Annotated in this window: 20 protein-coding genes and 1 pseudogene; 10 read left to right on the plus strand and 11 right to left on the minus strand. The window is 63.9% G+C overall.

Features of this window, described 5'->3' with window-relative positions; genetic code table 11:
* The first annotated feature begins 68 nt into the window (after positions 1-68).
* Positions 69-1,802 (plus strand): tetratricopeptide repeat protein, encoded by a 1,734-nt coding sequence (locus QQS38_RS04485; RefSeq protein WP_479644175.1) that lies wholly within the window; start codon positions 69-71, stop codon positions 1,800-1,802.
* Between the two features lie 99 nt (positions 1,803-1,901).
* On the opposite strand, the gene dapA is transcribed toward QQS38_RS04485, so the two are convergent.
* Positions 1,902-2,774, minus strand: a complete 873-nt coding sequence (dapA, locus tag QQS38_RS04490; RefSeq protein ID WP_479644176.1) for a 4-hydroxy-tetrahydrodipicolinate synthase — start codon at positions 2,772-2,774, stop codon at positions 1,902-1,904.
* A gap of 354 nt (positions 2,775-3,128) precedes the next feature.
* On the opposite strand from dapA, the gene QQS38_RS04495 reads away from it, so the two are divergent.
* Entirely contained in the window at positions 3,129-4,421 is a 1,293-nt protein-coding gene (locus QQS38_RS04495; RefSeq protein WP_479644177.1) for an aspartate carbamoyltransferase, read from the plus strand.
* Positions 4,422-4,696: 275 nt separating this feature from the next.
* Here QQS38_RS04495 and QQS38_RS04500 read toward each other — a convergent pair whose 3' ends face one another.
* The gene (locus tag QQS38_RS04500) at positions 4,697-5,698 is read right to left on the minus strand and encodes a zinc-dependent alcohol dehydrogenase family protein (RefSeq protein ID WP_479644178.1); all 1,002 of its coding nucleotides are present in this window, start codon (positions 5,696-5,698) and stop codon (positions 4,697-4,699) included.
* Positions 5,699-5,852: 154 nt separating this feature from the next.
* On the opposite strand from QQS38_RS04500, the gene QQS38_RS04505 reads away from it, so the two are divergent.
* The 7 genes from QQS38_RS04505 to QQS38_RS04535 all read left to right on the plus strand — a co-directional run bounded on the left by QQS38_RS04505 (position 5,853) and on the right by QQS38_RS04535 (position 14,620).
* On the plus strand, positions 5,853-6,788 hold the full coding sequence (locus QQS38_RS04505) for a LysR family transcriptional regulator (protein ID WP_479644179.1): 936 nt from the start codon (positions 5,853-5,855) through the stop codon (positions 6,786-6,788).
* Between the two features lie 566 nt (positions 6,789-7,354).
* A complete protein-coding gene (locus QQS38_RS04510) occupies positions 7,355-8,896 on the plus strand; it encodes a methyl-accepting chemotaxis protein (protein ID WP_479644528.1) in 1,542 nt (513 codons plus the stop codon).
* A gap of 244 nt (positions 8,897-9,140) precedes the next feature.
* A complete protein-coding gene (locus QQS38_RS04515) occupies positions 9,141-10,889 on the plus strand; it encodes a peptidoglycan D,D-transpeptidase FtsI family protein (protein WP_479644180.1) in 1,749 nt (582 codons plus the stop codon).
* Between the two features lie 118 nt (positions 10,890-11,007).
* The gene (gene pdhA / locus QQS38_RS04520; RefSeq protein ID WP_479644181.1) at positions 11,008-12,096 is read left to right on the plus strand and encodes a pyruvate dehydrogenase (acetyl-transferring) E1 component subunit alpha; all 1,089 of its coding nucleotides are present in this window, start codon (positions 11,008-11,010) and stop codon (positions 12,094-12,096) included.
* Complete coding sequence (locus QQS38_RS04525; protein WP_479644182.1) at positions 12,089-13,072, plus strand: alpha-ketoacid dehydrogenase subunit beta; 984 nt, start codon at positions 12,089-12,091, stop codon at positions 13,070-13,072. Before pdhA ends, QQS38_RS04525 begins: the two co-directional genes overlap by 8 nt.
* On the plus strand, positions 13,069-14,193 hold the full coding sequence (locus QQS38_RS04530; protein WP_479644183.1) for a dihydrolipoamide acetyltransferase family protein: 1,125 nt from the start codon (positions 13,069-13,071) through the stop codon (positions 14,191-14,193). Before QQS38_RS04525 ends, QQS38_RS04530 begins: the two co-directional genes overlap by 4 nt.
* A 271-nt stretch (positions 14,194-14,464) precedes the next feature.
* A complete protein-coding gene (locus QQS38_RS04535; protein ID WP_479644184.1) occupies positions 14,465-14,620 on the plus strand; it encodes a DUF3309 family protein in 156 nt (51 codons plus the stop codon).
* A 175-nt stretch (positions 14,621-14,795) separates the two neighbouring features.
* Here the strand turns inward: QQS38_RS04535 and QQS38_RS04540 are convergent, their stop codons facing one another.
* The 9 genes and pseudogenes from QQS38_RS04540 to QQS38_RS04580 all read right to left on the minus strand — a co-directional run bounded on the left by QQS38_RS04540 (position 14,796) and on the right by QQS38_RS04580 (position 21,221).
* Complete coding sequence (locus QQS38_RS04540) at positions 14,796-15,506, minus strand: MgtC/SapB family protein (RefSeq protein ID WP_479644185.1); 711 nt, start codon at positions 15,504-15,506, stop codon at positions 14,796-14,798.
* 257 nt (positions 15,507-15,763) lie between these two features.
* Positions 15,764-16,216, minus strand: coding sequence for a restriction endonuclease (locus QQS38_RS04545; protein WP_479644186.1), 453 nt, complete (start codon positions 16,214-16,216; stop codon positions 15,764-15,766).
* A 173-nt stretch (positions 16,217-16,389) separates the two neighbouring features.
* Positions 16,390-17,118, minus strand: a complete 729-nt coding sequence (locus QQS38_RS04550) for a DUF746 domain-containing protein (protein ID WP_479644187.1) — start codon at positions 17,116-17,118, stop codon at positions 16,390-16,392.
* Entirely contained in the window at positions 17,084-17,260 is a 177-nt protein-coding gene (locus QQS38_RS04555; protein ID WP_479644188.1) for a hypothetical protein, read from the minus strand. The genes QQS38_RS04550 and QQS38_RS04555 overlap by 35 nt, the downstream gene beginning before the upstream one ends.
* 194 nt (positions 17,261-17,454) lie before the next feature.
* Complete coding sequence (locus QQS38_RS04560; protein ID WP_479644189.1) at positions 17,455-17,874, minus strand: PIN domain-containing protein; 420 nt, start codon at positions 17,872-17,874, stop codon at positions 17,455-17,457.
* A complete protein-coding gene (locus tag QQS38_RS04565) occupies positions 17,861-18,094 on the minus strand; it encodes a FitA-like ribbon-helix-helix domain-containing protein (RefSeq protein WP_479644190.1) in 234 nt (77 codons plus the stop codon). The genes QQS38_RS04560 and QQS38_RS04565 overlap by 14 nt, the downstream gene beginning before the upstream one ends.
* Positions 18,095-18,258: 164 nt before the next feature.
* A complete protein-coding gene (locus tag QQS38_RS04570; protein WP_479644191.1) occupies positions 18,259-18,918 on the minus strand; it encodes a tyrosine-type recombinase/integrase in 660 nt (219 codons plus the stop codon).
* A 35-nt stretch (positions 18,919-18,953) separates the two neighbouring features.
* A pseudogene (locus tag QQS38_RS04575) lies at positions 18,954-19,420 on the minus strand (transposase); the annotation flags it as partial.
* Between the two features lie 499 nt (positions 19,421-19,919).
* Positions 19,920-21,221 (minus strand): UDP-N-acetylglucosamine 1-carboxyvinyltransferase, encoded by a 1,302-nt coding sequence (locus QQS38_RS04580; RefSeq protein ID WP_479644192.1) that lies wholly within the window; start codon positions 21,219-21,221, stop codon positions 19,920-19,922.
* 412 nt (positions 21,222-21,633) lie between these two features.
* On the opposite strand from QQS38_RS04580, the gene QQS38_RS04585 reads away from it, so the two are divergent.
* The gene (locus tag QQS38_RS04585) at positions 21,634-22,257 is read left to right on the plus strand and encodes an IMPACT family protein (RefSeq protein WP_479644529.1); all 624 of its coding nucleotides are present in this window, start codon (positions 21,634-21,636) and stop codon (positions 22,255-22,257) included.
* Positions 22,258-22,633: the final 376 nt, after the last annotated feature.

The raw sequence follows: 22,633 nt of genomic DNA on the forward strand, positions 1-22,633 counted from the left end.
ATCGGCGATAATCGCCACGATTTGCCCGATACCGCACGCGCCGCTCGCAGCACCGAACCGTCACGCCCATGAACAAGCCCGGCAGCCCACGCCATATCGATCAACTGCTTCGCGAAGCCATCGAACTTCAGCAAAACGGCGCATTGGCCGAAGCTGAAGCTGTCTACGGCGAAATCCTCGCCCTGCGCCCTCGTCATTTCGACGCGCTGCAACTGTTGGGCGCGCTCGCATTGCAGGCGGGCCGGCTCGAGGAAGGTGTCGCGTGGCTGAGCAAAGCGCTCGCGGTCGATCCGCGGCAAGCCCATGTGCATTCGAACTTGGCCTTCGCACTGAACGCACTCGGCCGCCACGACGCGGCGCTTGCCGCCGCCAACCGCGCACTTGCGCTGAAGCCCGGTTTTGCCGATGCACTGAACAACCGCGGCATGGCGTTGGCGGCGCTCGAGCGCCCCGGCGAGGCGCTCGCCAGCTTCGAAAAAGCGCTGGCTGCCAAGCCCGAGTTTCCCGAAGCGTGGAGCAACCGCAGTTGCGCGCTGCGGGATCTGGGCCGGCCGCAAGAGGCCGTGGCCAGTTGCGACCAGGCGATCGCGCTGCGCCCCAATTATGCCGAAGCATGGAGCAATCGCGGCAACGCATTGTCCGATCTGAATCGTCCGCTCGAGGCGCAGGCGAGCTACGAGCGTGCATTGTCCGCGGCATCGAACCTTGCGGATGCTTGGAACAACCTGGGGCTGACTTACGTCGACATGAATCGGCATGCCGATGCGCTCTCCTGCTACGAGCGCGCGCTCGCGCTTGCCCCCGATGCAGCGGAAACGCATTGGAACCGGTCGCTCGTCTTGCTGCAAACCGGCCAGCTCGCCGCAGGATTCGCCGAATACGAATGGCGCTGGCGGCGCAAGCGCATCGCGCCGAGCCGGCGCGACTTCGACGTCCCGTTGTGGCTCGGCGATACCCCGCTCGCCGGCAAGACGATCCTGCTTCATGCCGAACAGGGCCTAGGCGATACGCTGCAGTTTTGCCGGTACGCTCGACTCGTCGCGGCGCAGGGTGCGCGAGTAGTGCTCGAAGTTCAGCCCGAGCTCGGCCGCCTTTTGGCCGGGCTCGACGGCGTGAGCGAGCTCGTGACCGCTGGCGCGGCATTGCCTCCATTCGATTGCCATAGCCCGTTGCTCAGTTTGCCGCTCGCACTGCATACGACGATTGCAACGATCCCCGCGCGAACGCCTTACCTCTTCGCCGATCGCGCCGCCTCGGCGCGCTTTCGCACCCGCATCGAGCAAGCGGCCTGCACGCCGTCTTTGAAGGTGGGCCTCGTATGGGCGGGCGGACACCGTCCACACGTGCCCGAGCTGCGCAAGAACGATGCGCGCCGTTCGCTCGCTTACGAGCGTTTTGCGCCGATCGTCGAAGTGCCCGGCGTGCAGTTCTTCAGCCTGCAAAAGGACGAAAACGCTGCACCGCAATTGAACGCGATGCGCGAGCGCCACGAGCCGAGCCGGCGCGTCATCGATTGGAGCGCGGAGCTGACCGATTTCGCCGATACGGCGGCGCTCGTCGACAACCTCGACTTGGTGATTTCGGTCGATACGTCGACGGCGCATTTGGCCGGCGCCATGAACAAACCCGTGTGGATTCTGAACCGGCTCGACACCTGCTGGCGCTGGATGCTCGAGCGCGAAGACAGCCCATGGTACCCCAGCGCGCGGTTGTTCAGACAACCCGCGTTGGGCGATTGGGACAGCGTCATCGAATCGATCGCGAGCGCCTTGAGGGGGCTCGCCGCTACGCACGGACGTTGAAACGCGCGCTTGGTCCGGGCGAAGGGATGATCGGCCGCACCGCGGGCTGGCTCGACGAAGGCTTCGCGCTCGCCAAGTCAACTGCGCCGCGGCGCGAACTCACGCCGCGGCCAAATCATCGGCCAGCGCATCCGCCAGCGTGCGCGTGAGCGCCTCGCTCGCCGGCGTCATCGGCGAGCGCAGTTCGTTTTGCAGCCAGCCTTGCGCGGCCAAAGCGGCCTTCACGGGCGCGGGGTTGGGCTCGGACCCCAGCGCCCGCACAAGCGGTGCCAAGCCGTGATAGATCGCACGGCCTTCGGCCAGATCGCCACGCGCCAATGCCCGATACATGGCGACGAAGCGCTCGGCGCGCACATGAGCCGCGGCCGCGATCGCGCCCGCGCCGCCCATGCACAGCGTCGCGAACATCGCGTCGTCGTTCCCCGCGAGCACCCGGAGGCGCCCGTCGAGAATCAATGCGAGGGTGGTGTCGGGGCTGCCGGAACAATCCTTGATCGCCTGGATGCGCGGATGGCCCGCCAACGCGAGCAGCGTCTCGAGTTCGATGCGCACGCCCGTGCGGTGGGGAATGTCGTAAAGCACGATGGGCTTAGCGCTTGCGTCTGCGAGCGTCGAAAAATGCTCGAGAAGTCCCTCTTGCGAGGGCCGAATGTAATAAGGCGCACTGATGAGCAAACCCGCGATCGGCTCGTCGTTCAGGCGCAATACCCGCTCGCGCACTGTGCTTGCCCGATTGCCCGCCACACCGGCCACCACGGGCAAGCCCTCGGCCGCGCGCAGCACGGTCGCCAGCACGGCGTCCTGCTCCTCGCCCGAAAGCGCCGCCGGCTCGCCGGTCGTGCCGAGCGCGGCGAAGCCTGCGACACCCGCGTCGCGGTAGCGTTCGACCAGTGCGGCAAGCGCGCGATGATCGACAGCTCCCGCAGCAAACGGCGTGACCAGCGGAATCCAAATACCAGAAAAAATCGACATCACTTCACCTCGTGAGAAGACCGAATCGAAACCGAGGGAAGGCGCCGGGCAGGCTGGATAAAACTGAAGAGGCGGTGTTGCTGTCCCGTCGCGCGTCCGACGGCACAGCGCACCGGTCAGACGTGCGGCTGTTTTTTGGCTTTGGAAACGGCGAACGCCAGCGCGTCGCTGTACACAGCGCGCACCGCAAACGTCGCTACAACCGACGAAAAATAAACGGGGTTCGTTTCCATTCGGGGAGTGTACACGGCGATCCCGCCGGAAGACAACCATTTTGCGGGCGATTCCTTGACTTCCGCACAGGACGAAGTACTATACGCAACGCGCATACACCGCCCTTTATCGAGGCCGCCCATGACCGTTCCCCAGCAAGCCTTCCTGCGCGACGCCATGCGCCGCATGAACATGACGCGCGATGCGTTCGCCAACCGCATCGGCGTCAGCCGGCGCGCGCTCGATACCTGGCTTCTGCCCGAAGATTCGCAGGAATCGCGCTCCATGCCGGAGATCGTCGAGCGCTTTGTCTCGGAGATCATCGTCAGCGGCACATACGACGGCGAATATACGCATCGCGCACATCTCCCCTCGCTCGCAAGCCAAATCCTGTTCGAGGGCAAACCGCAACTCCTTTCGGTCGATCAGTTTTCGCGCGAATCGGTCGAGGCGCTGTTTCGCGTAGCCGATGTCATGCAGCCGATCGCGCGGCGCCAAAAGATCTCACGCGTGCTCGAGGGCGCCGTGCTCGGCAATTTGTTCTTCGAAGCGAGCACGCGCACGCGCGTATCGTTCGGTGCAGCGTTCTGCCGCTTGGGCGGGTCGGTTTGCGACACGACCGGTTTCACGTTTTCGTCGATGGCGAAAGGCGAATCGATCTACGACACGAGCCGCGTCATGAGCGGCTACGTCGATGCGCTCGTGGTACGGCACCCGGAGCAAGGCTCCGTCGCCGAATTCGCGCGGGCGACGAACCTGCCGGTGATCAACGGCGGCGACGGGCCCGGCGAACATCCAAGCCAGGCCCTGCTCGATCTTTATACGATCCAGCGTGAATTCTCGCGGCTCGGCAAGATTGTCGACGGCGCTCATATCGCGCTGGTCGGCGACCTCAAATACGGTCGCACGGTTCATTCGCTCGTGAAGTTGCTCGCGCTGTATCGGGGGATCAAGTTCACGCTGATCTCGCCGCCCGCGCTCGAGATGCCTGAGCACATCGTCGATCAGATCTCGCGCAACGGCCATGTGATCGAGCAATCGAACGATTTGGCGACGGGACTTCGGGGCGCCGATGTCGTCTACGCGACGCGAATTCAAAAAGAGCGCTTCACCGACGAATCGTTCGAAGGTTACACGCCGGAATTTCAAATCAACCAGCCACTCGTCGATGCAACGTGCGGCCGCGACACGCTGATCATGCACCCGTTGCCGCGCGACAGCCGCCCCGGCGCGAACGATCTGAGCACCGATCTCAATCACGACCCCCGGCTCGCGATTTTTCGGCAAACCGATAACGGCATCCCCATCCGCATGGCGATTTTTGCGGTGCTGCTCGGCGTCGAGCACCTCGTTCAGCATTCGATGCGCGACGCGGCCTGGCGCCCGCCGGCGTTCCTCGGGCCGGACGACGCGGTCTTTCACGGCATCGATTGACATCCGGGCGGCCGCCCGGCCGCCTCGCTGCTCCCGGCAAATTTCCCGCTAGCTGCTATAACGACAGGCACGAGGCTCGCCCGCCCCTGTGCGCGAGCCGACGCGACGCGCCTTGACGCGTCCCTCGGCGCGGCGGCACGCGCGAGGTCGCGCTCGACGGCGACATCGGCGCACGGCGGCTCATCGAAGCGAACGACGTCGCGTCGATCGAAGTCGACGATGCGGGGATCCTCGCCGACATCGATACCCACGCCGACCTGCAACGGCAGCGCTGATCAGTGCACTTCGATTACGAGCTTGCCGAAGGCGCCGCGCTTCAGATGCGCGAGCGCCTGCGGCAATTGCCCGAACGCGTAACGGGCGTCGACAACGGGCGTAAGGCCGATGGCGTCCACCGCGCGCACGAGATCTTCCAGCGCGCGCCGATGCCCTACCCCGATCCCTTGAATGACCGGACGGGTCAAGAACGACGGCACGCTCGGAAACGTCATGGTCTGCTCGCCGAGCACGCCGATCAGAGAGATCCGCCCGCCCTGGCGTAGCGCACGCAGCGACGCGGCGAGGTTCTCGCCCCCGGCGAGCTCGAAAATGTGATCGACGCCGCACCCGTTCGAATACTCACGCGCCAACAGCTCCCATTGCGGATGGGCGTTTCTGTCGATGACATACGATGCGCCCAGATCCAACACCGCGCGCCGTTTCTCCTCGCTGCCGGAGGTAACGATCACTTGCGCGCCATGCGCGCGCGCGATCTGCACACCGAACAAGGCCACGCCGCCGGTGCCTTGCATCAATACGGTCTGTCCCGCGTGCACATGGCCCATTTCGACGAGCGCGAACCACGCCGTCAATCCCGCGCACGGCAGCGTGCTGGCTTGCGCCGCATCGAGCGTGCGCGGCGCATGAACGAGCCAGTCCTCGTGAAGCACGACGTACTGCGCCAGCACGCCCGGAAGTGAACCGCCAAGAACGCGAGCCGTCGGCGGCCAATCGCCGTCGAGCCATCCTGCCCAAAACGTCCCGAGCACGTTGTCTCCGTCGCGAAAGCGCGTGACTCGCGGCCCGATCGCCACCACGCTGCCCGAAAAGTCCGATGCCGGTGTGCAAGGGAACGGCATGGCAGCGCCGTCGTCGCCCTCGATGACACCTAGATCGCGATAGTTCAGCGAAACCGCGCCGACACGAACCAGCACCTCGTGCTCGCCGGGCGTGGGAACCGGCACCGTCTCGAGCGCCAAATGCTGCACACCCGGGCGGGTTACGGTCCATCTCTTCATCGTCGAATTCGTCGAAGTCATCATGTCTTCATCTCCCATCAGTCGATTGAGACGAAGCATACCGACGATCAACTTTCGCCAGTGACGGCAAATATTCGTTTGATTGTAGACTTGCAAGCACCAATCGATTCGCCATGAAATGAGACTTATGCCAATGACCCGCAACACCTCGATCAGGACCGATCGTCTGACAGGCGTCGCCATCTTCGTTCAGGCGGCCGAGGCCGGCAGTTTCGCCCTTGCGGCCGAGCGGCTTCGATTGACGCGCTCAGCGGTAGGCAAAAGTATCGCCCGCTTGGAGGAGCGGCTGGGCGCCCGGCTCTTCCTGCGTACCACGCGACGGCAAACGCTGACGGCGGATGGGCAGGCGTTCTACGATCACTGCGTACGCGCCTTGGCCGAGCTCGATGCGGGCGAGGCCGCCTTGAGCGATGCGCGCCTATCGCCGCAGGGCCGCCTGCACGTGAGCGCGCCGGTCCTGTACGGCCGCTTGTGCGTCGCGCCGGTACTGCTCGAATTGGCATCGCGTTACCCCAAGCTCGAGCTGCAAATGAGCTTGACGGACCGCGTGGTCGATCTCGTCGACGAAAATGTCGATCTCGTCGTGCGCAGCGGCGCCTTGCGCAACGCGCCGGCCGATTTCGTCGCGCGCAAACTCGGCGAACAGACGATGCGGTTATGCGCCAGCCCGGACTATTTGGCGCGCCATGGCACGCCGCGAACCGTGGCGGAACTCGACGGGCATCATGGCGTGTTGTACGCATCGGGCCGTCGCGACGTCGCGTGGCCGCTCAGCGACCACACCGGGTCGATGCGCACCGTCACGCTGCAGCAACGGCTTCGCTTCGACGACCTCGAAACGATCGTCACGGCGATCAAGGCCGGTGCAGGCATCGCGCGGCTGCCTTGCTGGCTGATCGCGGACGATCTGCGAGCGGGGTCGCTCGTTGCATTGCTGCCCGACACCGCGGGGCCGCGCATCGAGGTGAACCTTGCGTGGCGGCGCACTCGGCACTTGCCGACGCGTGTGCGCCTTGCCATCGATTTATTGTCGGAGCGCCTGCCCGCCACGCTCGCAACCGGCGGTTAGGCGGCGGCCCGCCACGCCCGCGTCGGCACCGCTTCGGGCACAGCGCATGCTGCGCGACCCCATTTCGAACGCGCCGCGCAATCACGGCATCCGTGTCCAGCACAAACGGCAGGCAGCGCACTGACGGATGGCCTATAACTGAGTGACGCCGCCGTCCTTTGTACCGATCCCCTCGTCGCCAATATCGATACGCATAAGACCATGGACTATCGCATGCACACCGTACCGATCCCCGATCCCCTCGCCGATCCCACCCGCGATCCGGAAGGCGAGCCAGTGGTGCCTCCCGCGCCCGGTCACCATAACGATGAGCCGCAGCGGCCGGAAGGGCCGCCCGACAAGAATCCGTCGCGAACGTAAGATCGAGCGGCCCTCGACGCCGCGGCGCAACGCCGCGGCACGGCGAACCGCGACAGCGTGCCCTACGCGCCCGCCCCTCAGGGTTTCCCCCCCTACGCCCCTTTAAATGCCGCGTCGTTAAACCGGGTACGCGCGGCTTCGGGGATTTGCTCAGACGAAGCCGTTGAATGACAGATCGACCCTTCGTGAGCGACGCAATGCAGAAAATGACTTTGAATCGAAAGCTCGGATCGATGATCGCCGTCCTGTGGGCCGGCCTCATCCTGATCGCGGTAGCGGGTGTTTGGCAGAACCGCGCATCGATGATCGACGACCGTAAAGACCGGCTGGTGGCACTCGTGCAAGAAGCCAATAGCGTCGCCCAGCATTATTACGACGCAGCACAGCAGCACGCGATGAGCGAGGAAGACGCCAAGAAGCAAGCGATGCAAACGATCGGGATGCTTCGCTACGGCACGGACGGCTACTATTCGATCAACGATTCGCAATCGGTCATGCTGATGCATCCGATCAAGCCGCAGTTGGTCGGCAAGAACTTGGCCGGCTTCACCGATCCCGCGGGCAATCATCTGTTCCTCGATATCGTCAAGGCAGGCAATCAAGAACACGGCGGCTTCGTCCCCTACCTCTGGTCCAAGCCCGGCAGCGAAGAACCCGTGCCGAAGCTGTCGTACGCACTGCGTTTCGCGCCGTGGGATTGGGTGATCGTCACCGGCATGTACATGGACGACGTCAACGCCGCGTTCGTCACGAACGTGATTCGTTGGGTGTCGATCATCGGCGTGCTCGGCACGCTCGCCACGATCGCCATGGTGCTGGTCCTGCGCAGCGTGCGGCGCTCTTTGGGCGGCGATCTCGAAGTGGCGGTCGCCACGGCGCAGCGCATCGCGAACGGCGATCTGACGGGACGCATTCCGGTTCGACACGACGATGAAACGAGCCTGATGGCCGTGCTGGCGCATATGCAATCGGGTATCGCCAATGCCGTCATGCGCGTGCGCTCGGGCACCGAGAACATCAACGTCGGCGCAAGCGAGATCGCCGCGGGCAACACCGACTTGTCGCAGCGCACGGAGCAACAAGCCGCCGCGCTCGTCGAAACGGCCTCGAGCATGGATCAAATGACGACCAACGTCAAAATGAACGCCGATAGCGCCTCGCAAGCGGCCAAGCTCGCCGAGCAAGCGGCCGATGTCGCAACGCGCGGAAGCAGCGTGGTGGACGATGTCGTGCGCACCATGAGCGAGATCACGTCGAGCTCGCAAAAGATCGGCGACATCATCGGCGTGATCGACGGCATCGCGTTCCAAACGAACATCCTCGCGCTCAACGCGGCAGTCGAAGCCGCCCGCGCCGGCGAGCAAGGCCGCGGCTTCGCCGTCGTCGCCTCGGAAGTGCGCAGCCTGGCGCAACGCTCGGCCACGGCCGCCAAGGAAATCAAGGCGTTGATCGAATCGTCGACCAACACGGTCGATCAAGGGGCCGCGCTCGTGGCCAACGCCGGTTCGACGATGGGCGAGATCGTGCAGTCGGTGCGCCGGGTCAACGAGATCCTCGAAGAAATCAGCCATGCGTCTCGCGAACAAAGCGCGGGCATCGAGCAAGTCAATCGCGCAGTGGGCGAAATGGACAAGGTCACGCAGCAAAACGCAGCACTGGTGGAAGAAGCCGCCGCTGCCGCCCAATCGCTGAAGGACCAGGCCACGGTGCTGCGCGAAGCGATCTCGGGCTTCGCCCTGCCCGCCTAGCCGCGCCGCTCGCCGCGGCGCAGCGGCGCCACCGCTCGAGCGCCGCGGCCTCGAGCGAACGCCGCCCTCTTTTTCCGGACCGCCGCTCTTGCGGCGGTTTTTCTTTCGGCCGACAGCGCTCGCGCCCCCTGCACCACGCGTCACGCGCGCATTGACGAAAGTTCGTCGGCCGTTTTTTTACATTTTCATTACAATGACGAGCTTGCGCCGCCCGGCGCGAGATTTCAAACGCTCGTACATTTCGATGACCGCATCGCCAAAGAGACGCCCGGCTCCGTACTCGCCTTCCTCGCTCGCCACTCAGCCCGCGCTCGCTTCGCGCCTGCACTCTAAGCGGTCGGCGCTCGTCATGGGCGTCGTTTCGCTGGCCTTCGCCGGCCTCGCGGCACGCGCCGGTTGGATCCAAATCGTCGAGCATGACTTTCACGTGGCGCAGGGCGAAAAGCGGCATCGCCAAATGCTCGAACTGACCGCGAAACGCGGTCCGATCGTCGATCGCCACGGCGCATTGCTGGCCGTGAGCCTGGCCACGTATGAGATTTGGGTCGAACCCAAGCGCTTCGATCGCGCCGCCGCCCAACCGCTGGCGCAGGCGCTCTCGCTCTCGCCGGAAGCGCTGCGCGAACGCCTCGACACCGGGCGCGTCAACGTATTGATCAAGCGCCACGTCGATGCGCAAACCGCAAGCCGCATCGCAAGCCTGCATGTTCCGGGCGTCACGCGCGTGGTCACGTCCAAGCGCTACTATCCCGAGGGCGAATCGGCCGCGCACGTCGTCGGTTTGACCGATACCGACGACGTCGGCCAGGAAGGCGTCGAGCTCGCCGCCAACGCCCAACTGACCGGGGAGTCCGGCGAACGCGAAGTCATTCGCGACCGGCTCGGCCGAATCGTGTCCGACCTGCGCCCGCTCACCCCCGCGCGCCATGGGCAAACCGTTCGCCTCACCATCGACCGCCGCATTCAGCAGCTCGCGTTTGCGCAACTGAACGCCGCGCTCGAACGCCATCGCGCACAAGCAGGCAGCGTCGTCGTGCTCGACGCGAGCACGGGCGAAATTCTCGCGCTGGCCAATGCGCCCTCGTTCGATCCGAACGCGCGCACCGCCTTGAGCGCACAGTCCATGCGCAATCGCGCGCTCGTCGATACGTTCGAACCGGGCTCGACCATCAAACCGCTTGCGATCGCAACCGCCCTCGATGCCGGGCATCTTCGACCCGATTCTTTGATCGATACCGAACGCGGCCGTTATCGCATCGGCAAGCATATGATCCACGATACGTCCGACCACGGGACGGTCAGCGTCGCCCAAGCGCTGGCGACATCGAGCAATATCGCGCTTGCGAAAATCGCCATGACGTTGCCGCCCGAAACGCTTTGGGCCGCTTATCGTCAATACGGCCTGGGGCTCGCGCCGCAGCTGCCGTTTCCGGGCGTCGCGGCCGGCAAGCTCAGGCCTTGGCAAAAATGGAGGCCCGTGGAGCAAGCGACGATGGGGTACGGCTACGGCTTGTCGACGTCGCTGCTGCAAATGGCCCAGGCCTACACGGCGCTGGCCGGCGACGGCACTTTGCGGCCCGTGACGCTCGTTGTCCCGGACGAGCTTGCCCGCAGCGAGGACGCGGACGCTGGCGTGCGCGTCACGAGCGAACGCACGGCCGCGACGCTGCGCTCGATGCTGGAAGGGGCCACGCTCGAAGGCGGCACGGGGCGCCGAGCGCAAATCGACGGCTATCGCGTCGGCGGCAAGACCGGCACCGCGTGGAAACACGCGGGCGCGGCCACGGGCTACGCGCGCCACAAGTATCGCTCGCTGTTCGTCGGCATTGCGCCCATCGATGCCCCTCGGCTCGTCGTGGCCGTCATGATCGACGAACCCGCGGGCGCGTATTACGGCGGCGCGGTGGCGGGTCCGGTCTTCTCGGCCGTCGCCGCGGGTGCGCTGCAGTTGCTCGGCGTGCCTCCGAGCATGCAAACCGCCCCGCAAACCTAGCGTTCGCATCCGCATTCAACGCGCAAAGAAGCGCTCGCCATTTGCGCCACGCCGCCTAAAATCTGAAAACGAGCACACGGTAGCGCTGCGTGCAAGGCGCTCATCGAGGACATCGATCATGACGACGGCCGCCAGTTTTCAAATCGAGTACACCCAGTTCCTCGATCTTGACGGCGTACCGACGCAACCCCTTCCCGCTTTTGCCAAAGACACCGAAACCCTCGTGGCGTTTTATCGCGCCATGGTGCTGACCCGCGCATTCGACAGCAAAGCCGTTGCGCTGCAGCGCACAGGCAAGCTCGGCACCTTCGCCTCTTCCGTCGGACAAGAGGCGGTCGGCGTGGGACTCGCTTGCGCGATGCGGCCCGAAGACGCCTTGTTTCCGTCGTACCGGGATCATGCCGCGCAATTGCTGCGCGGCGTCACGATGACCGAAAGCTTGCTCTATTGGGGCGGCGACGAACGCGGCAGTTGTTTCGCCGCGGCGCCGCACGACTTTCCGAATTGCGTGCCGATTGGCACGCAGGTGGGCCATGCGGCCGGGGCGGCCTATGCCTTTCGTTTGCGCCGCGAGGCGCGCGCCTGCGCGACGATCGTCGGCGACGGCGGGACATCGAAGGGGGACTTCTACGAAGCCATGAATATGGCGGCCGTGTGGCAAGCCCCGCTCGTGATCCTGGTCAACAACAATCGATGGGCCATCTCGGTGCCGCGCGAACGTCAAACGGCCGCGCAAACGCTGGCACAGAAGGCGATCGCCGCCGGCATCGAAGGCCGCCAAGTGGACGGCAACGACGTGATCGCCGTGCACGAAGCGGCGCGGGCGGCGCTCACCAAGGCGCGAGCCGGCGGCGGCCCGACGCTCATCGAAGCGCTCAGCTACCGTCTGGGCGATCACACGACGGCCGACGACGCCACGCGCTACCGCGATCCCGAACTCGTGGCCAAGATGTGGCAGGCGGAGCCGATCGTGCGCCTGCGTAAATATCTGCTGTCGCTCGATGCTTGGGACAAGGCGCGCGAAGAGGCGTTGATGCAGGCGTGCCAGCGATCGGTCGAGGACGCGGTTCAAGCGTATCTGGCCGTCGAGCCGCCGGATGTATCGTCGATGTTCGATCATCTTTACGCGTCGCTACCGCACGCGCTCGCCGGTCAGTTGGCGAGCGCACGGCAATTTGCGGATCGGCCGGAGAACGGCCATGTCTGAGCTCGCGCTCGTCGAGGCCGTGAATCTTGCGCTCGCTCACGCGCTCGAGCACGATCCATCGGTCGTGCTGCTCGGCGAGGACATCGGCGTGAACGGCGGCGTATTTCGCGCGACCCAGGGTCTGCAAGCGCGTTTCGGAGAAGAGCGCGTGGTCGACACGCCGCTCGCCGAAAGCGCCATCGCCGGCACGGCCATCGGCATGGCCGCGATGGGGCTGCGCCCCATCGCCGAAATCCAATTCACGGGCTTCATCTACCCCGTCATCGATCAGCTTCTGAACCACGCCGCCCGCTTGCGCCACCGCACTCGCGGCCGTCTTTCCTGTCCGCTGGTGATGCGCTCGCCTTGCGGCGCGGGCATCCACGCCCCTGAGCATCATTCGGAAAGCCCGGAGGCGTTGTTCGCGCATATTCCGGGGTTGCGGGTGGTGATGCCGTCCTCGCCGGCGCGAGCCTACGGGTTGCTGCTCGCGGCCATTCGCGATCCCGATCCGGTCGTGTTCCTGGAACCCACGCGGCTTTATCGCTTGTTCAAGCAGCGCGTCGACGACGATGGCGAAGCGCTACCGCTCGACACTTGCTTCACCTTGCGCGAAGGCTCCGATGTCACGCTCGTTTCGTGGGGCGCGATGCTTCAGGAAGTCCTCGAGAGCGCCGATCAATTGGCCGAAGCAGGCATCGCGGCCGAAGTGATCGACGTCGCCACGCTCAAGCCGCTCGACATCGAAACCATCCTTGCGTCCGTCGCCAAGACGGGCCGTTGCGTCATCGTGCACGAAGCGCCGCGCACTTGCGGCCTAGGCGCGGAAATCGCGGCGGCCATCGCCGAGCACGGGCTTTATTCGTTGCTGGCGCCGATCGAGCGCGTGACCGGTTACGACGTCGTCGTCCCGCTGTTCAGGCTGGAGACGCAGTACATGCCGAGCGTCGCGCGCATCGTTGGCGCCGTCAAAAAAACGCTCGAGGCATCCACGTGAATATCTTCAAGCTGCCCGATTTGGGCGAAGGCCTGCAAGAAGCGGAAATCGTCGAATGGCACGTACGGTCCGGCGATGAAGTGAAAGCCGATCAGCCGCTCGTATCCGTCGAAACGGCGAAGGCGATCGTCGACATTCCCGCGCCGCAGGGCGGGCGCATTGCCAAGCTTTACGGCAAGAAAGGCGACATCGTGCATCTGGGCGCGGCGCTCGTCGCCTTCGAGGGCGAAGGCGGCCAAGCCGACACGGGCACGGTGGTCGGGCGGATGGAGACGAGCGAGCGCGTCGTGCATGAAACGCCTCCATTCTCGCCTGCACCGATGGGAGGGATGAGCGTCGGCACCGCGGCGGTCAAGGCGACACCGGCCGTGCGGGCGCTGGCGCGCAAGCTGGACATCGATTTGACGATGGTGATGCCGACCGGTCCCGACGGCATCGTCACATCGAGCGACGTCGAGCGCACGGCAAAGCTGTTGACCGAGCTAGGGCCACCCGAAGCGCTGCGCGGCGTGAGGCGCGCGATGGCGCTGAACATGGCGCAGGCGCAAAGCGAGGTTGCGGCGGCCACCGTGATCGACGATGCGGATATCGACGCATGGAAAGCCGGCGCCGATGTCACGATTCGCTTGATTCGCGCGTTGGTTGCCGGGTGCCGGGCGCAACCGGGGCTGAACGCCTGGTTCGACGGGCGCAGCGCGCGGCGGCGCGTGCTGGCGAAAATCGACGTCGGGATCGCAGTGGATTTGCCCGATGGTCTGTTCGTGCCGGTGCTCAGAGACGTCGCGCATCGCGATGCGGCCGATCTGCGCGCGGGGCTGGACCGGATGCGTGCCGACATGCGCGCACGCAAGATCCCGCCGGAAGAAATGCGCGGCAATTCGATCACGTTGTCGAACTTCGGCATGATCGCCGGCAAGTATGCGGCGCCGATCGTGGTGCCACCGACGGTGGCGATTCTCGGCGCGGGACGCGTGCATGACGGCGTGGTGGCGCACAACCGCCAAGCCGTCGTGCATGCAATCTTGCCGCTCAGCCTGACCTTCGATCACCGAGTCGTAACGGGCGGGGAAGCAGCGCGATTTTTAGCGGCGGTCATTCAAGATTTGGAATCGCCCGATTAGCGCCGCCTAGGATGCCTTGTGAGTTGACGATGGCGCGGGGTTCGAAAATCATCGCTGCTGCAGCGCAATGTTCGAAGCAGGTGGAATGTCGTCACGCCTAAGCCGTTTGTAATGTCGACGAACGGACGGCATCGGCGGCATCCGACAAAAACGACGCAACGCGGTCCAGCCAACGCGTCCGAGCGAAAGCGACCCACCCGGCATACAAGTTGCGGACTTGTTCCCAAGCGGCTCGCGCCGCCTGTCTTCAACCATTTCAAGGGAGGGCGCTATGTTGGGCACGATCTTGCTTGTCATTCTCATTTTGCTTTTGATCGGCGCATTTCCAGCTTGGCCTTACAGCCGCGGCTGGGGCTATGCGCCAACGGGAACGTTGGGGCTTATCGTCATCATCGTCGTCATTCTCGTCGTACTAGGCCGAATATAGCCTGCACGCACTAGCCGGCTCGTCGAAGCATCGCTTGGCCTCACCGGTGGAGCGATGCCGCGACGGCTTCCACATTTGCCCACTGCATCGGGTGCCGATACGCACCCCGTCGTTGCCGCCGATTCGGCCACGTGAGGTCGATGATCGCCGCGCTCGAACTGAGACGACGTGTCGTTCAATCGAGCATCGACCATTGCACCGTGATAGCGCCGCTGGCGCGGCCTAGCGAGGTGAACGACGGCGCCATCAAATGCACGTCGAACGCCTCCTTCCATCGCACGAGAAAGCGCGATTCATACACGCCGTCTTGATCGCTGACGCAGTCGCCTCGCGGCTCCACGGCGCAGCCGATTTCCGCCAGTTGGGCCGTCATCCGGTGCGGACAGTCGGAGCCGATCGGATAACGCAGCGTCAGCCATGCCGCTTTGCGCCGTTCGAGGCGGTGCTCGGCCGCCCCCAACGCCCACAGCACGATCAAGCCCAGCGCCACGCCGCAAGCGCCGAGCGTGTATTGCCCCCCTCCGAAGCACAGCCCGACGACCGTGATGAACCACAACATCGCCGCCGTCGTCACGCCCGTCACGAGTCCATCCTTGCGCAGCACGGCCCCTGCGCCTATGAAGCCCATCCCAGTCAGAATGCCGAGCGGCAATCGCATCAAGTCCAGCACGGCAAAGCTTTCCTTGCCCTTACCGGTTTGATCCAGCAGCGCATTGGCCTGAAGCATCGCGAGGCAAGCGGCGAGACAGGCGAGAATCGTCGTGCGCAATCCGGCGGCCTTGCCCGATTCGCTGCGGTTGATGCCGAAAACGGCCCCCGCCGCGAACGCGCACAGCAGACGCACGGCGACTGTCGGCCAATCGAGTGTGAGCGGCATCGTCTCCATAGGCGTACGGCATCGAACAAATTCGTGCCGCCTTCAGATTCGTCGATGCGAACGAGCGAGCAAGACCCACTCCCGATTGGAGCCACGCCGTGCACGGGTACGTCCCTTGCCAGCCGGCAAGCGGGTCGAACCGGCGATTGCGCCGTACATCGCATCCGTCACCGCATACCTCGAGAGGAGCCCCTATGAAGCGAATCATGCCGCCACCACACTTTGCTGGAAATTCTACTTCTGATCCCGCCTACTGAACGGGGGTATTACCGCCAGAGTGCCTCACCATTCACCAGCTCGATCGGTTTATCTTTCGCAAATTCGATCGCTTGTCGAGTGAACTTTCCTGTGCAGACAACCGACCCTGACGTCGCAGAATGATGCGGGATCAGGCCCATCATTTCTCGTACGATCGGCGCTCCCACCGACGTCGTTCTCCAGTGCTTGCACTGGACCAGTACCGTGGTGTTCCCACGCCGCAAAATGAGATCCACTCCTCCATCTGCGCCGCCTTGAGATCGAGGCGTCACCGCGTACCCCTGGCGGCGGAACAGTTCTTCCACTAGCGTCTCGAACTCTGCCCACGTCAACTCGGCCAAGGACTCGACGCCGCGCTGTCGCTCTACAAGTGCGTTTCTCGCCCGCACCCGCGCTCGACGCTTGGCCAGGATGCCGGCGACGACCGCCATCAAAGCCGCTATCGCAGCGAGCGAAAGCATCGCGATTGCACTGGAATCGAGGTGCGAGCCAAGCCATAAGAGGGCACCCAATCCCACGACACAACCCAGTGCCCGAGTCGCGCTGGGCGACAAGCGACGTCCGTCCGGTAAGCGGATTCCGATGGGCCTGCTCCTCCTACCGCGACGAGATTGTCGTCTCATGACTTTTCCGATCAATCAACGCGCTGCATGTGCGGCAAGTCGAGTCGGCCAGATGCGACCGCCGGATCGTAGCTCACCGCACACTGCAGTTCACCGCCCAGTTTGCTGAGCGAAAAAACGCTGCCACAGGCGACGCAGCTTAAGCGCCGGTCGCCAGACTCGGAAGCAAAGCCGTAAAAACGCAGCGCTTGAGCTGTGCAGTTCGGGCATGCCCCCAGCGGGCGAGGTTTCAGGCCCAGGCGGACGCGCCTTTCCCACTCGCACGTCGGGTCGAGTTCGCGCAACCAAGCTCGAAACTTGGCCGTCCAGTTCGCGATCGCAGTGTAGTCGACGCCCAACTGGTCGGCCGCTTTCGCATACGAAATCTGTTGAGAAAGCAGCCTTACAAAGGCCGGTAGCTTCGTCTCGTGGCGCAGACGTGCGAGCGGCGTGCCTGTGAGACGGTTATAGCGTCGCCGACAGTCGCGGCACAGGAACGTCGGACGGGGCAGGCGCGTATGCGGGCGGCTAGCGAGAATGGTCTCACGACTCCCACAGTGCGGGCATACTGGGGGCACCTCGCTCTTTGAGCGCGCGTCACGCAACGCGCGCAATACGAAGGCGCTAAATGTCCGGTCCTCCGTATCAGGAGGCGGTCGGCCACCCTTCGTGTAGAGGGGCGCGCTCGGATCGAAGCAACGTATTGTCGGCGTCACCTGGCTTTTCCTATTCGTGCCCGCGCAGCTGCTTGAGCGATTCATCCAGCACAGCGGCCGCGCTCGCGTGCAGCTCGGCCGTTGCCTTATCCAGCTCGATGCCCGAGGGCATCTTGTGCGACCCGGCAACGTCCCGTAGCGCGTTGATCGCGAGTCGAATGGCATCGGCAACCGTCAAATCGGGCATAGCGGGTTTCCAACCTGTTCATGGGCCGCCGCTACTACGGCAACGCGCAACACAAACGCCAAGCACGCGCACAGGCCTTCGCGGCCTGGGAAAAGGCTTCGTGCGTCCGCATGCCCGCGTAAGCCGATCCATAACCTTCTCCATTCGCCCTCGCTCCTCCGCCTACCGAACAACTTGACAATACCGTCCTGGCACTACCCCTTGAACGGGTTCAGCACGCGGGCACCTGTTCCGGCGAAATCATCGACGTTCCGCGTCACCACAATCAGGTCGTGAATCAACGCGGTTGCCGCGATCAACTTGTCGAGCGAGTGTTCGGGATGAGGGACGCGCAGGCGTCCCCATAGTTGCCCTATCTCCTCGTCCACCGCCAGAACGTTCGAAGCAAACTCCCGACGCACGCCATCGAGCCAGTTTTCAAGGCGCGTTGCCTGGGGCTTGTCGCCACGATGACGAATGATTTCCACACCGCGCCGCAGTTCGCCAATCGTTACCACCGAGAGGTACAGATCGGCGTCATCCTGCGCCGCCTTTCGGAAGAAGGCCATTACGCCCTTGTCCGCTCGATCCCGCTTCCGTATTTCGCTGATGACGTTGGTATCAACCAAATACATTCGTTGCCTCACCGTCATCCACGCGCGCAAAATCGGCATCAGTTCCGACGTTCGGAATGCTCATCAACACTTCTGCGAACGTCTTGCGCTGTGGAGCGCGTAGCGCCTTTGCCAAAATCTCGCGATGCTCGGCTTCGGCGCTGCGCCCATGGGCTGCGGCCCGCTCACGCAGGCTTTGGACAAGTCTCTCATCCACATTTCTAACCAGGAGATTTGCCATGATTTACCCCAACATTCGAATTGATATCAATGATAGCACTCCGCGCGCGAAGTGCAAGCATTGATAGCAAATTCAGGCGACACGCCATCACGCGCTGCGCGCGAGTGCCAACCTGACAAGTAACGGCTGCAAACGGCTGCGCCTTTAGCGCTCCGCAGGCCAGCCTAGATCACCCCGCTCACAATCGCTGCCAGCCGCACCGGATCGGCCTCGTTGAGGTTTTTAACGGCAGACAGGCTAGAAACGCCGATCAGCGTCCGGATGAGTTTCAGCGACCGACCTTGCCGGTGAAGTTGGACAGCAAAGCTGCGCCGGGCAGCCGAAGCGTTACCGCCCGCGATGCCCGCCTGCTGGTGCAATCGCCGGACAATCTCCGTCAAGGACTCGCATGAACAGCTGATCGCGCCGCTTCCAGTGACGCGCCGCGTGAACGTGAATGGCTCGCCGTCGCCAGCCCTAAGCAGAGGGCTATGAGGGTCGAGCCCGCGATACGCGGCAGGAGTGGTAGTGACGCCATGCCGCGCCACAAGTCGGTACGCGAGGTATTCATCGATCGCTCGGCAGAGCTTCGCGTTTGACCAGATCAACGGGCGACCCTTGCCGTTGAAGGCAATTTCGGGACGCACCGCCGAATCAACGCGGACGGTCCCGTTCCCCTTCAAATAGTCGCTCACAAGTAACTTGCCCGCCTCATTCGGCATCAAGCCAGTGCCGTAAAAAAGTAGCAGGAGCGCCACGTCGCGGATTGGATTTTGGCCCGTCACTGCCGCAACCTTCACCGCATGGCGCAACTGATGTGATTCGATAACTGGAGGCTTTGCCATCGGGTTATTCGTCGGCCCTGCAAAATTCAATGCGCCGCCTTCATTTGCGCCGCTGCGGCAATCGTCGTCGCCAGCAACTCCTCGACGCCGGCCTCGCCCAAGGCTTGCCGAAAGCGCGCGAGATTGGTCAAATCGCAGGGCATGCGCGCCTGAAAGTACTCCTCGCCGCAAAAGAACTGAAAGTACACGTCCTGCGCCCAGCGCTCGCACACCGACTCGTCGCTCTCGTTGTGCGCATGCTTCAGATACAGCAGCCCCACCATCAAGCGGATCGGTAACCGAGGGCGGCCCGCCGCGCTTGCACCAGCGCCGGCCAGCACCGCCGTCGTACCAACAGATCGACGCCTTCCATCATGCGGCCTTCGCGCACTCGGCGCTCGAACATCGGCGCCAGCGTCGCTTCAATCGACGCCCACGGCATGCGGGTGGCCAACACTGCCAGCGGATGGCGAAGGTCGATCATCGTATCCAGTCGGCTGCGGAAAAAGTCGGGGGTGCTCATCGGCGTGGCTCGCAAACTCCCAGAAAACCCATCAGATCAAAGTCGATTATGGGAGTTCGATAAATCGCAATCTCCCTGCAACGTCTTGCTGCGCTTGCCTCGGCTACCTTGTGCAGGGCCGACTTATTAGCGATTTGAGGTATTAAACGCAATGCCGCTAAGCGGACTTAGCGGCATTGATAGAACGCCTAAACGCCCCGAATGGGTCGAGCGCGACGCCCACGGTGGCTCCTACGCCGCTGCGACGCTGGGGCTTCAACGACGCTCCGTTGCCCGGCTAGCGAGCTCGATTCGTCCGTCGACGACGACAAACCGTGGCGCATAGGCCTTCACCCGCACCCGTGCGGCGATCTGGTTGGGCGGCACGGGCGCCGCGATAGGCAATCACCGCGCGCTTACGGTAGTGCGTCAGCCGCAATCCGGGCAGCAGATCGTCGCGGGGCACGCCCCGCGCCGGAAAGGTCGACAAGATGGTGCAGAAGCCCCGAAGCTCGGCGATTCAATCGCCGTGCGTCCATTCGACGTTTGCGCCCACCGAGCGTAGATTCTCGACGAAGTGCGGATGCGCGCGGCGAATCGGCAATGCATTCGTGATCACCGAGCGCCCCTCGATGCTTGCGGCCACCATGAGCAGTGCGATTGCGACGCGAATGATGTAGGGGCTTTCGACCTTCGCGGGGCTCAGGGCGATCCCACCGAACGTAATGAGGCGATGCGGGTCCGACAGGAAAACATGCGCCCCGAACTTCGAGAGTTCGACCGACCAGCCCATCGCGCCGTCATACACCTTGTTCCAAAACATTGCGCTGCCCTCGGCGCGCACACCGAGCGCGATGAAGATGGGCAGCAGGTCGACGGGCAGATACGGCCATGGCGCGGCCTCGATCTTCGTCAAGATGTTCGGGGTGAACGGACGGCGAACCCGCATCGGCCCGTCGCGCAGCGCGCGCGACCACCCGTCGCGATGGACCAAATCGATGCCGAACTTTGCGAACGTGCGATCGATCAACGGGAACTGCTCAGGCGCGCTGTTCTTGACGACGATGTCGCCGCCCGTGATCGCGCCGAGCGCGAGAAACGTCGCGATCTCGTGGAAATCCTCGCTGAAGCGAAACTCGCCGCCGCCCAGCCGATGACCGCCTTCGATGATCAGGCGCGAGGTGCCGATGCCTTCGATCGGAACGCCGAGCATCGCGATGAAGCGGCAAAACTCCTGCACGTGCGGCTCCGAGGCGGCGTTCACGAGCGTGGATGTGCCGGTTGCGCCCGCCGCGCACAGGACGAAGTTTTCGGTGGTGGTGACCGATGCGTAATCGAGCCAGTGATCGTTCGCCCCCATGCGCGAGTGCGCGCGTACGATCAGCGAATCGGGCGAGCGTTCCACCGTCGCGCCGAAGCGCTCGAACACTTCCACGTGCGGATCGATCTCGCGCACGCCGAGGGTGCAGCCTTTCACGTCGTTTTCGAGTCGCGCAACGCCGAAACGAGCAAGAAGCGGCGGCACGAGCATGATCGACGAGCGCATTTCCTCGGGCAAACGGTGTTTGACCGGGTCGAACGACGTGGCGTGATGATGCAGTTCGAGAATGCCCGTGGAGAAATCCATTGCGACGCTGCTGCCAAGCGCGCGGAAGATGTCGAGGATTTTCTTCACGTCGGTGATTTCGGGCACGCCGATGAGCCGCAATGGCTGGTCGGTCAACAGCGTAGCGCAAAGTATCGGCAAAACCGCGTTCTTATTGGCGGAGGGCGTGATCTCGCCGCGGAGCGGGAGGCCACCATGGACGATCAGATCGGACATATTCGGGGGCGAAACAGAATGAAAGGGGTGCGGCGCAGAAACGCAGGCGCATATCATGCCATCGTCCGGCCCATCTTGGTCGACAAAGTTCGCGGCGGATCGCGCGTGGCCCCTTTCCGGCTCGGGCGCCGTGGCCGCACTGCTCGAATGCGACAGTCCGCCACGCGTGTGTGCCCCAAACGCGGACTCGAGCGCAAGGGGCTTTTGCATCAAGGACTTGCGTAGCCTATGAGCAGGTTATTCACAGCCTTGCCAACAAATTCTGTGAATAAGTTCCCGTATGCATGCAGCGCCTTGTCCAGCGCAAGGCTCGCGAGACCGATCGCGGCATAATCGCGAGGTTAACGGGCGCGACCTGCCCCAGGTGACCGATTTTCGCGGCTCGCCCAACCTGACCTGGAAAAACTTCGTCTTGCCTAGCTTCACACTTGCCGCCGCCGTGACGGCCGAACTCGAGATTCGCAAGAGCCGCTTCATCGCCCACGCGATCCCCGTCGCGGATCGCGAAGCGGCCATGCTGGAATTGCGTCGTCTGCGGGACGCGAACCCGGGCGCGACCCATGTTTGTTGGGCGCTGCTCGCAGGTGGTCAGTCCGGGATGTCCGACGACGGCGAGCCGTCCGGCACCGCGGGGCGCCCCATCCTCGAAGTGCTGCGCCATCACGATCTGGATGGCGTGCTGGCGGCGGTGGTGCGGTACTACGGCGGGGTGAAGCTCGGCGCCGGAGGCCTCGTGCGCGCGTACACGGATGCGATCGCGACTGCCTTGCAACTGGCCGAGCGCGTCGAGCGCATCGCTCAGGCGCAACTCGTCGTCGAGATGAGCTATCCCGACGAAGCGCGGGTTCGACGATGGATGGAACAGGAGAACGTCGAACTCGTCGATAGCCGCTACGGGCTGTCGGTGCGGCTATCGCTGCGCATGCCGGCCACGATGCTGGATGCAGCCCGGTTAGCCCTGCGCGATTTGACACAAGGACGCGCGACTTTTCCCGAAGCCGATGAAAACCAGGCCGGCGATCCCACGCTTGGCTAGCAATCCACGCGATGCCGCTTGGGGCAGTTGAGCCCCTTCCCGGTCGCTTTTTTTTGCCCACCTGCGCCTCCCGCGCAATAGCCGCCGCCGATTCCTCGAATTGGGCGCAAAAACGCGCTCCTTTCATCCAATTGGTTTTGGTCGAGCGGACCTACACTGCTTTCCATGGAGCGAGACATCGGCTCCATCCACAAAGCCCTCGCGAGGCCACGTGGCGCCGGACGGTCTTAGCAGTAGCTGTGCAGCGATTCCACTCAGCAGACAGGGTTATCGCTGGTTGGGTCAACACTGGGGTTCGAGCAGAACGTTGTCGCAGTACGTAGTAGTTGAGGGTAGTTCGCCTGAGCAGCACGTATAACCGAGCAGTACGCATCAC

The sequence above is a fragment of the Trinickia sp. Z7 genome (assembly GCF_056498045.1).

Excerpts from the sequence above, each read along its gene's own strand:
- QQS38_RS04485 (WP_479644175.1), top strand. The coding sequence starts at position 69 with ATGAACAAGCCCGGCAGCCCACGCCATATCGATCAACTGCTTCGCGAA.
- dapA (WP_479644176.1), bottom strand. The coding sequence starts at position 2,774 with ATGTCGATTTTTTCTGGTATTTGGATTCCGCTGGTCACGCCGTTTGCT.
- QQS38_RS04495 (WP_479644177.1), top strand. The coding sequence starts at position 3,129 with ATGACCGTTCCCCAGCAAGCCTTCCTGCGCGACGCCATGCGCCGCATG.
- QQS38_RS04500 (WP_479644178.1), bottom strand. The coding sequence starts at position 5,698 with ATGAAGAGATGGACCGTAACCCGCCCGGGTGTGCAGCATTTGGCGCTC.
- QQS38_RS04505 (WP_479644179.1), top strand. The coding sequence starts at position 5,853 with ATGACCCGCAACACCTCGATCAGGACCGATCGTCTGACAGGCGTCGCC.
- QQS38_RS04510 (WP_479644528.1), top strand. The coding sequence starts at position 7,355 with ATGACTTTGAATCGAAAGCTCGGATCGATGATCGCCGTCCTGTGGGCC.
- QQS38_RS04515 (WP_479644180.1), top strand. The coding sequence starts at position 9,141 with ATGACCGCATCGCCAAAGAGACGCCCGGCTCCGTACTCGCCTTCCTCG.
- pdhA (WP_479644181.1), top strand. The coding sequence starts at position 11,008 with ATGACGACGGCCGCCAGTTTTCAAATCGAGTACACCCAGTTCCTCGAT.
- QQS38_RS04525 (WP_479644182.1), top strand. The coding sequence starts at position 12,089 with ATGTCTGAGCTCGCGCTCGTCGAGGCCGTGAATCTTGCGCTCGCTCAC.
- QQS38_RS04535 (WP_479644184.1), top strand. The coding sequence starts at position 14,465 with ATGTTGGGCACGATCTTGCTTGTCATTCTCATTTTGCTTTTGATCGGC.
- QQS38_RS04540 (WP_479644185.1), bottom strand. The coding sequence starts at position 15,506 with ATGGAGACGATGCCGCTCACACTCGATTGGCCGACAGTCGCCGTGCGT.
- QQS38_RS04545 (WP_479644186.1), bottom strand. The coding sequence starts at position 16,216 with ATGCTTTCGCTCGCTGCGATAGCGGCTTTGATGGCGGTCGTCGCCGGC.
- QQS38_RS04550 (WP_479644187.1), bottom strand. The coding sequence starts at position 17,118 with ATGAATCGCTCAAGCAGCTGCGCGGGCACGAATAGGAAAAGCCAGGTG.
- QQS38_RS04555 (WP_479644188.1), bottom strand. The coding sequence starts at position 17,260 with ATGCCCGATTTGACGGTTGCCGATGCCATTCGACTCGCGATCAACGCG.
- QQS38_RS04560 (WP_479644189.1), bottom strand. The coding sequence starts at position 17,874 with ATGTATTTGGTTGATACCAACGTCATCAGCGAAATACGGAAGCGGGAT.
- QQS38_RS04565 (WP_479644190.1), bottom strand. The coding sequence starts at position 18,094 with ATGGCAAATCTCCTGGTTAGAAATGTGGATGAGAGACTTGTCCAAAGC.
- QQS38_RS04570 (WP_479644191.1), bottom strand. The coding sequence starts at position 18,918 with ATGGCAAAGCCTCCAGTTATCGAATCACATCAGTTGCGCCATGCGGTG.
- QQS38_RS04580 (WP_479644192.1), bottom strand. The coding sequence starts at position 21,221 with ATGTCCGATCTGATCGTCCATGGTGGCCTCCCGCTCCGCGGCGAGATC.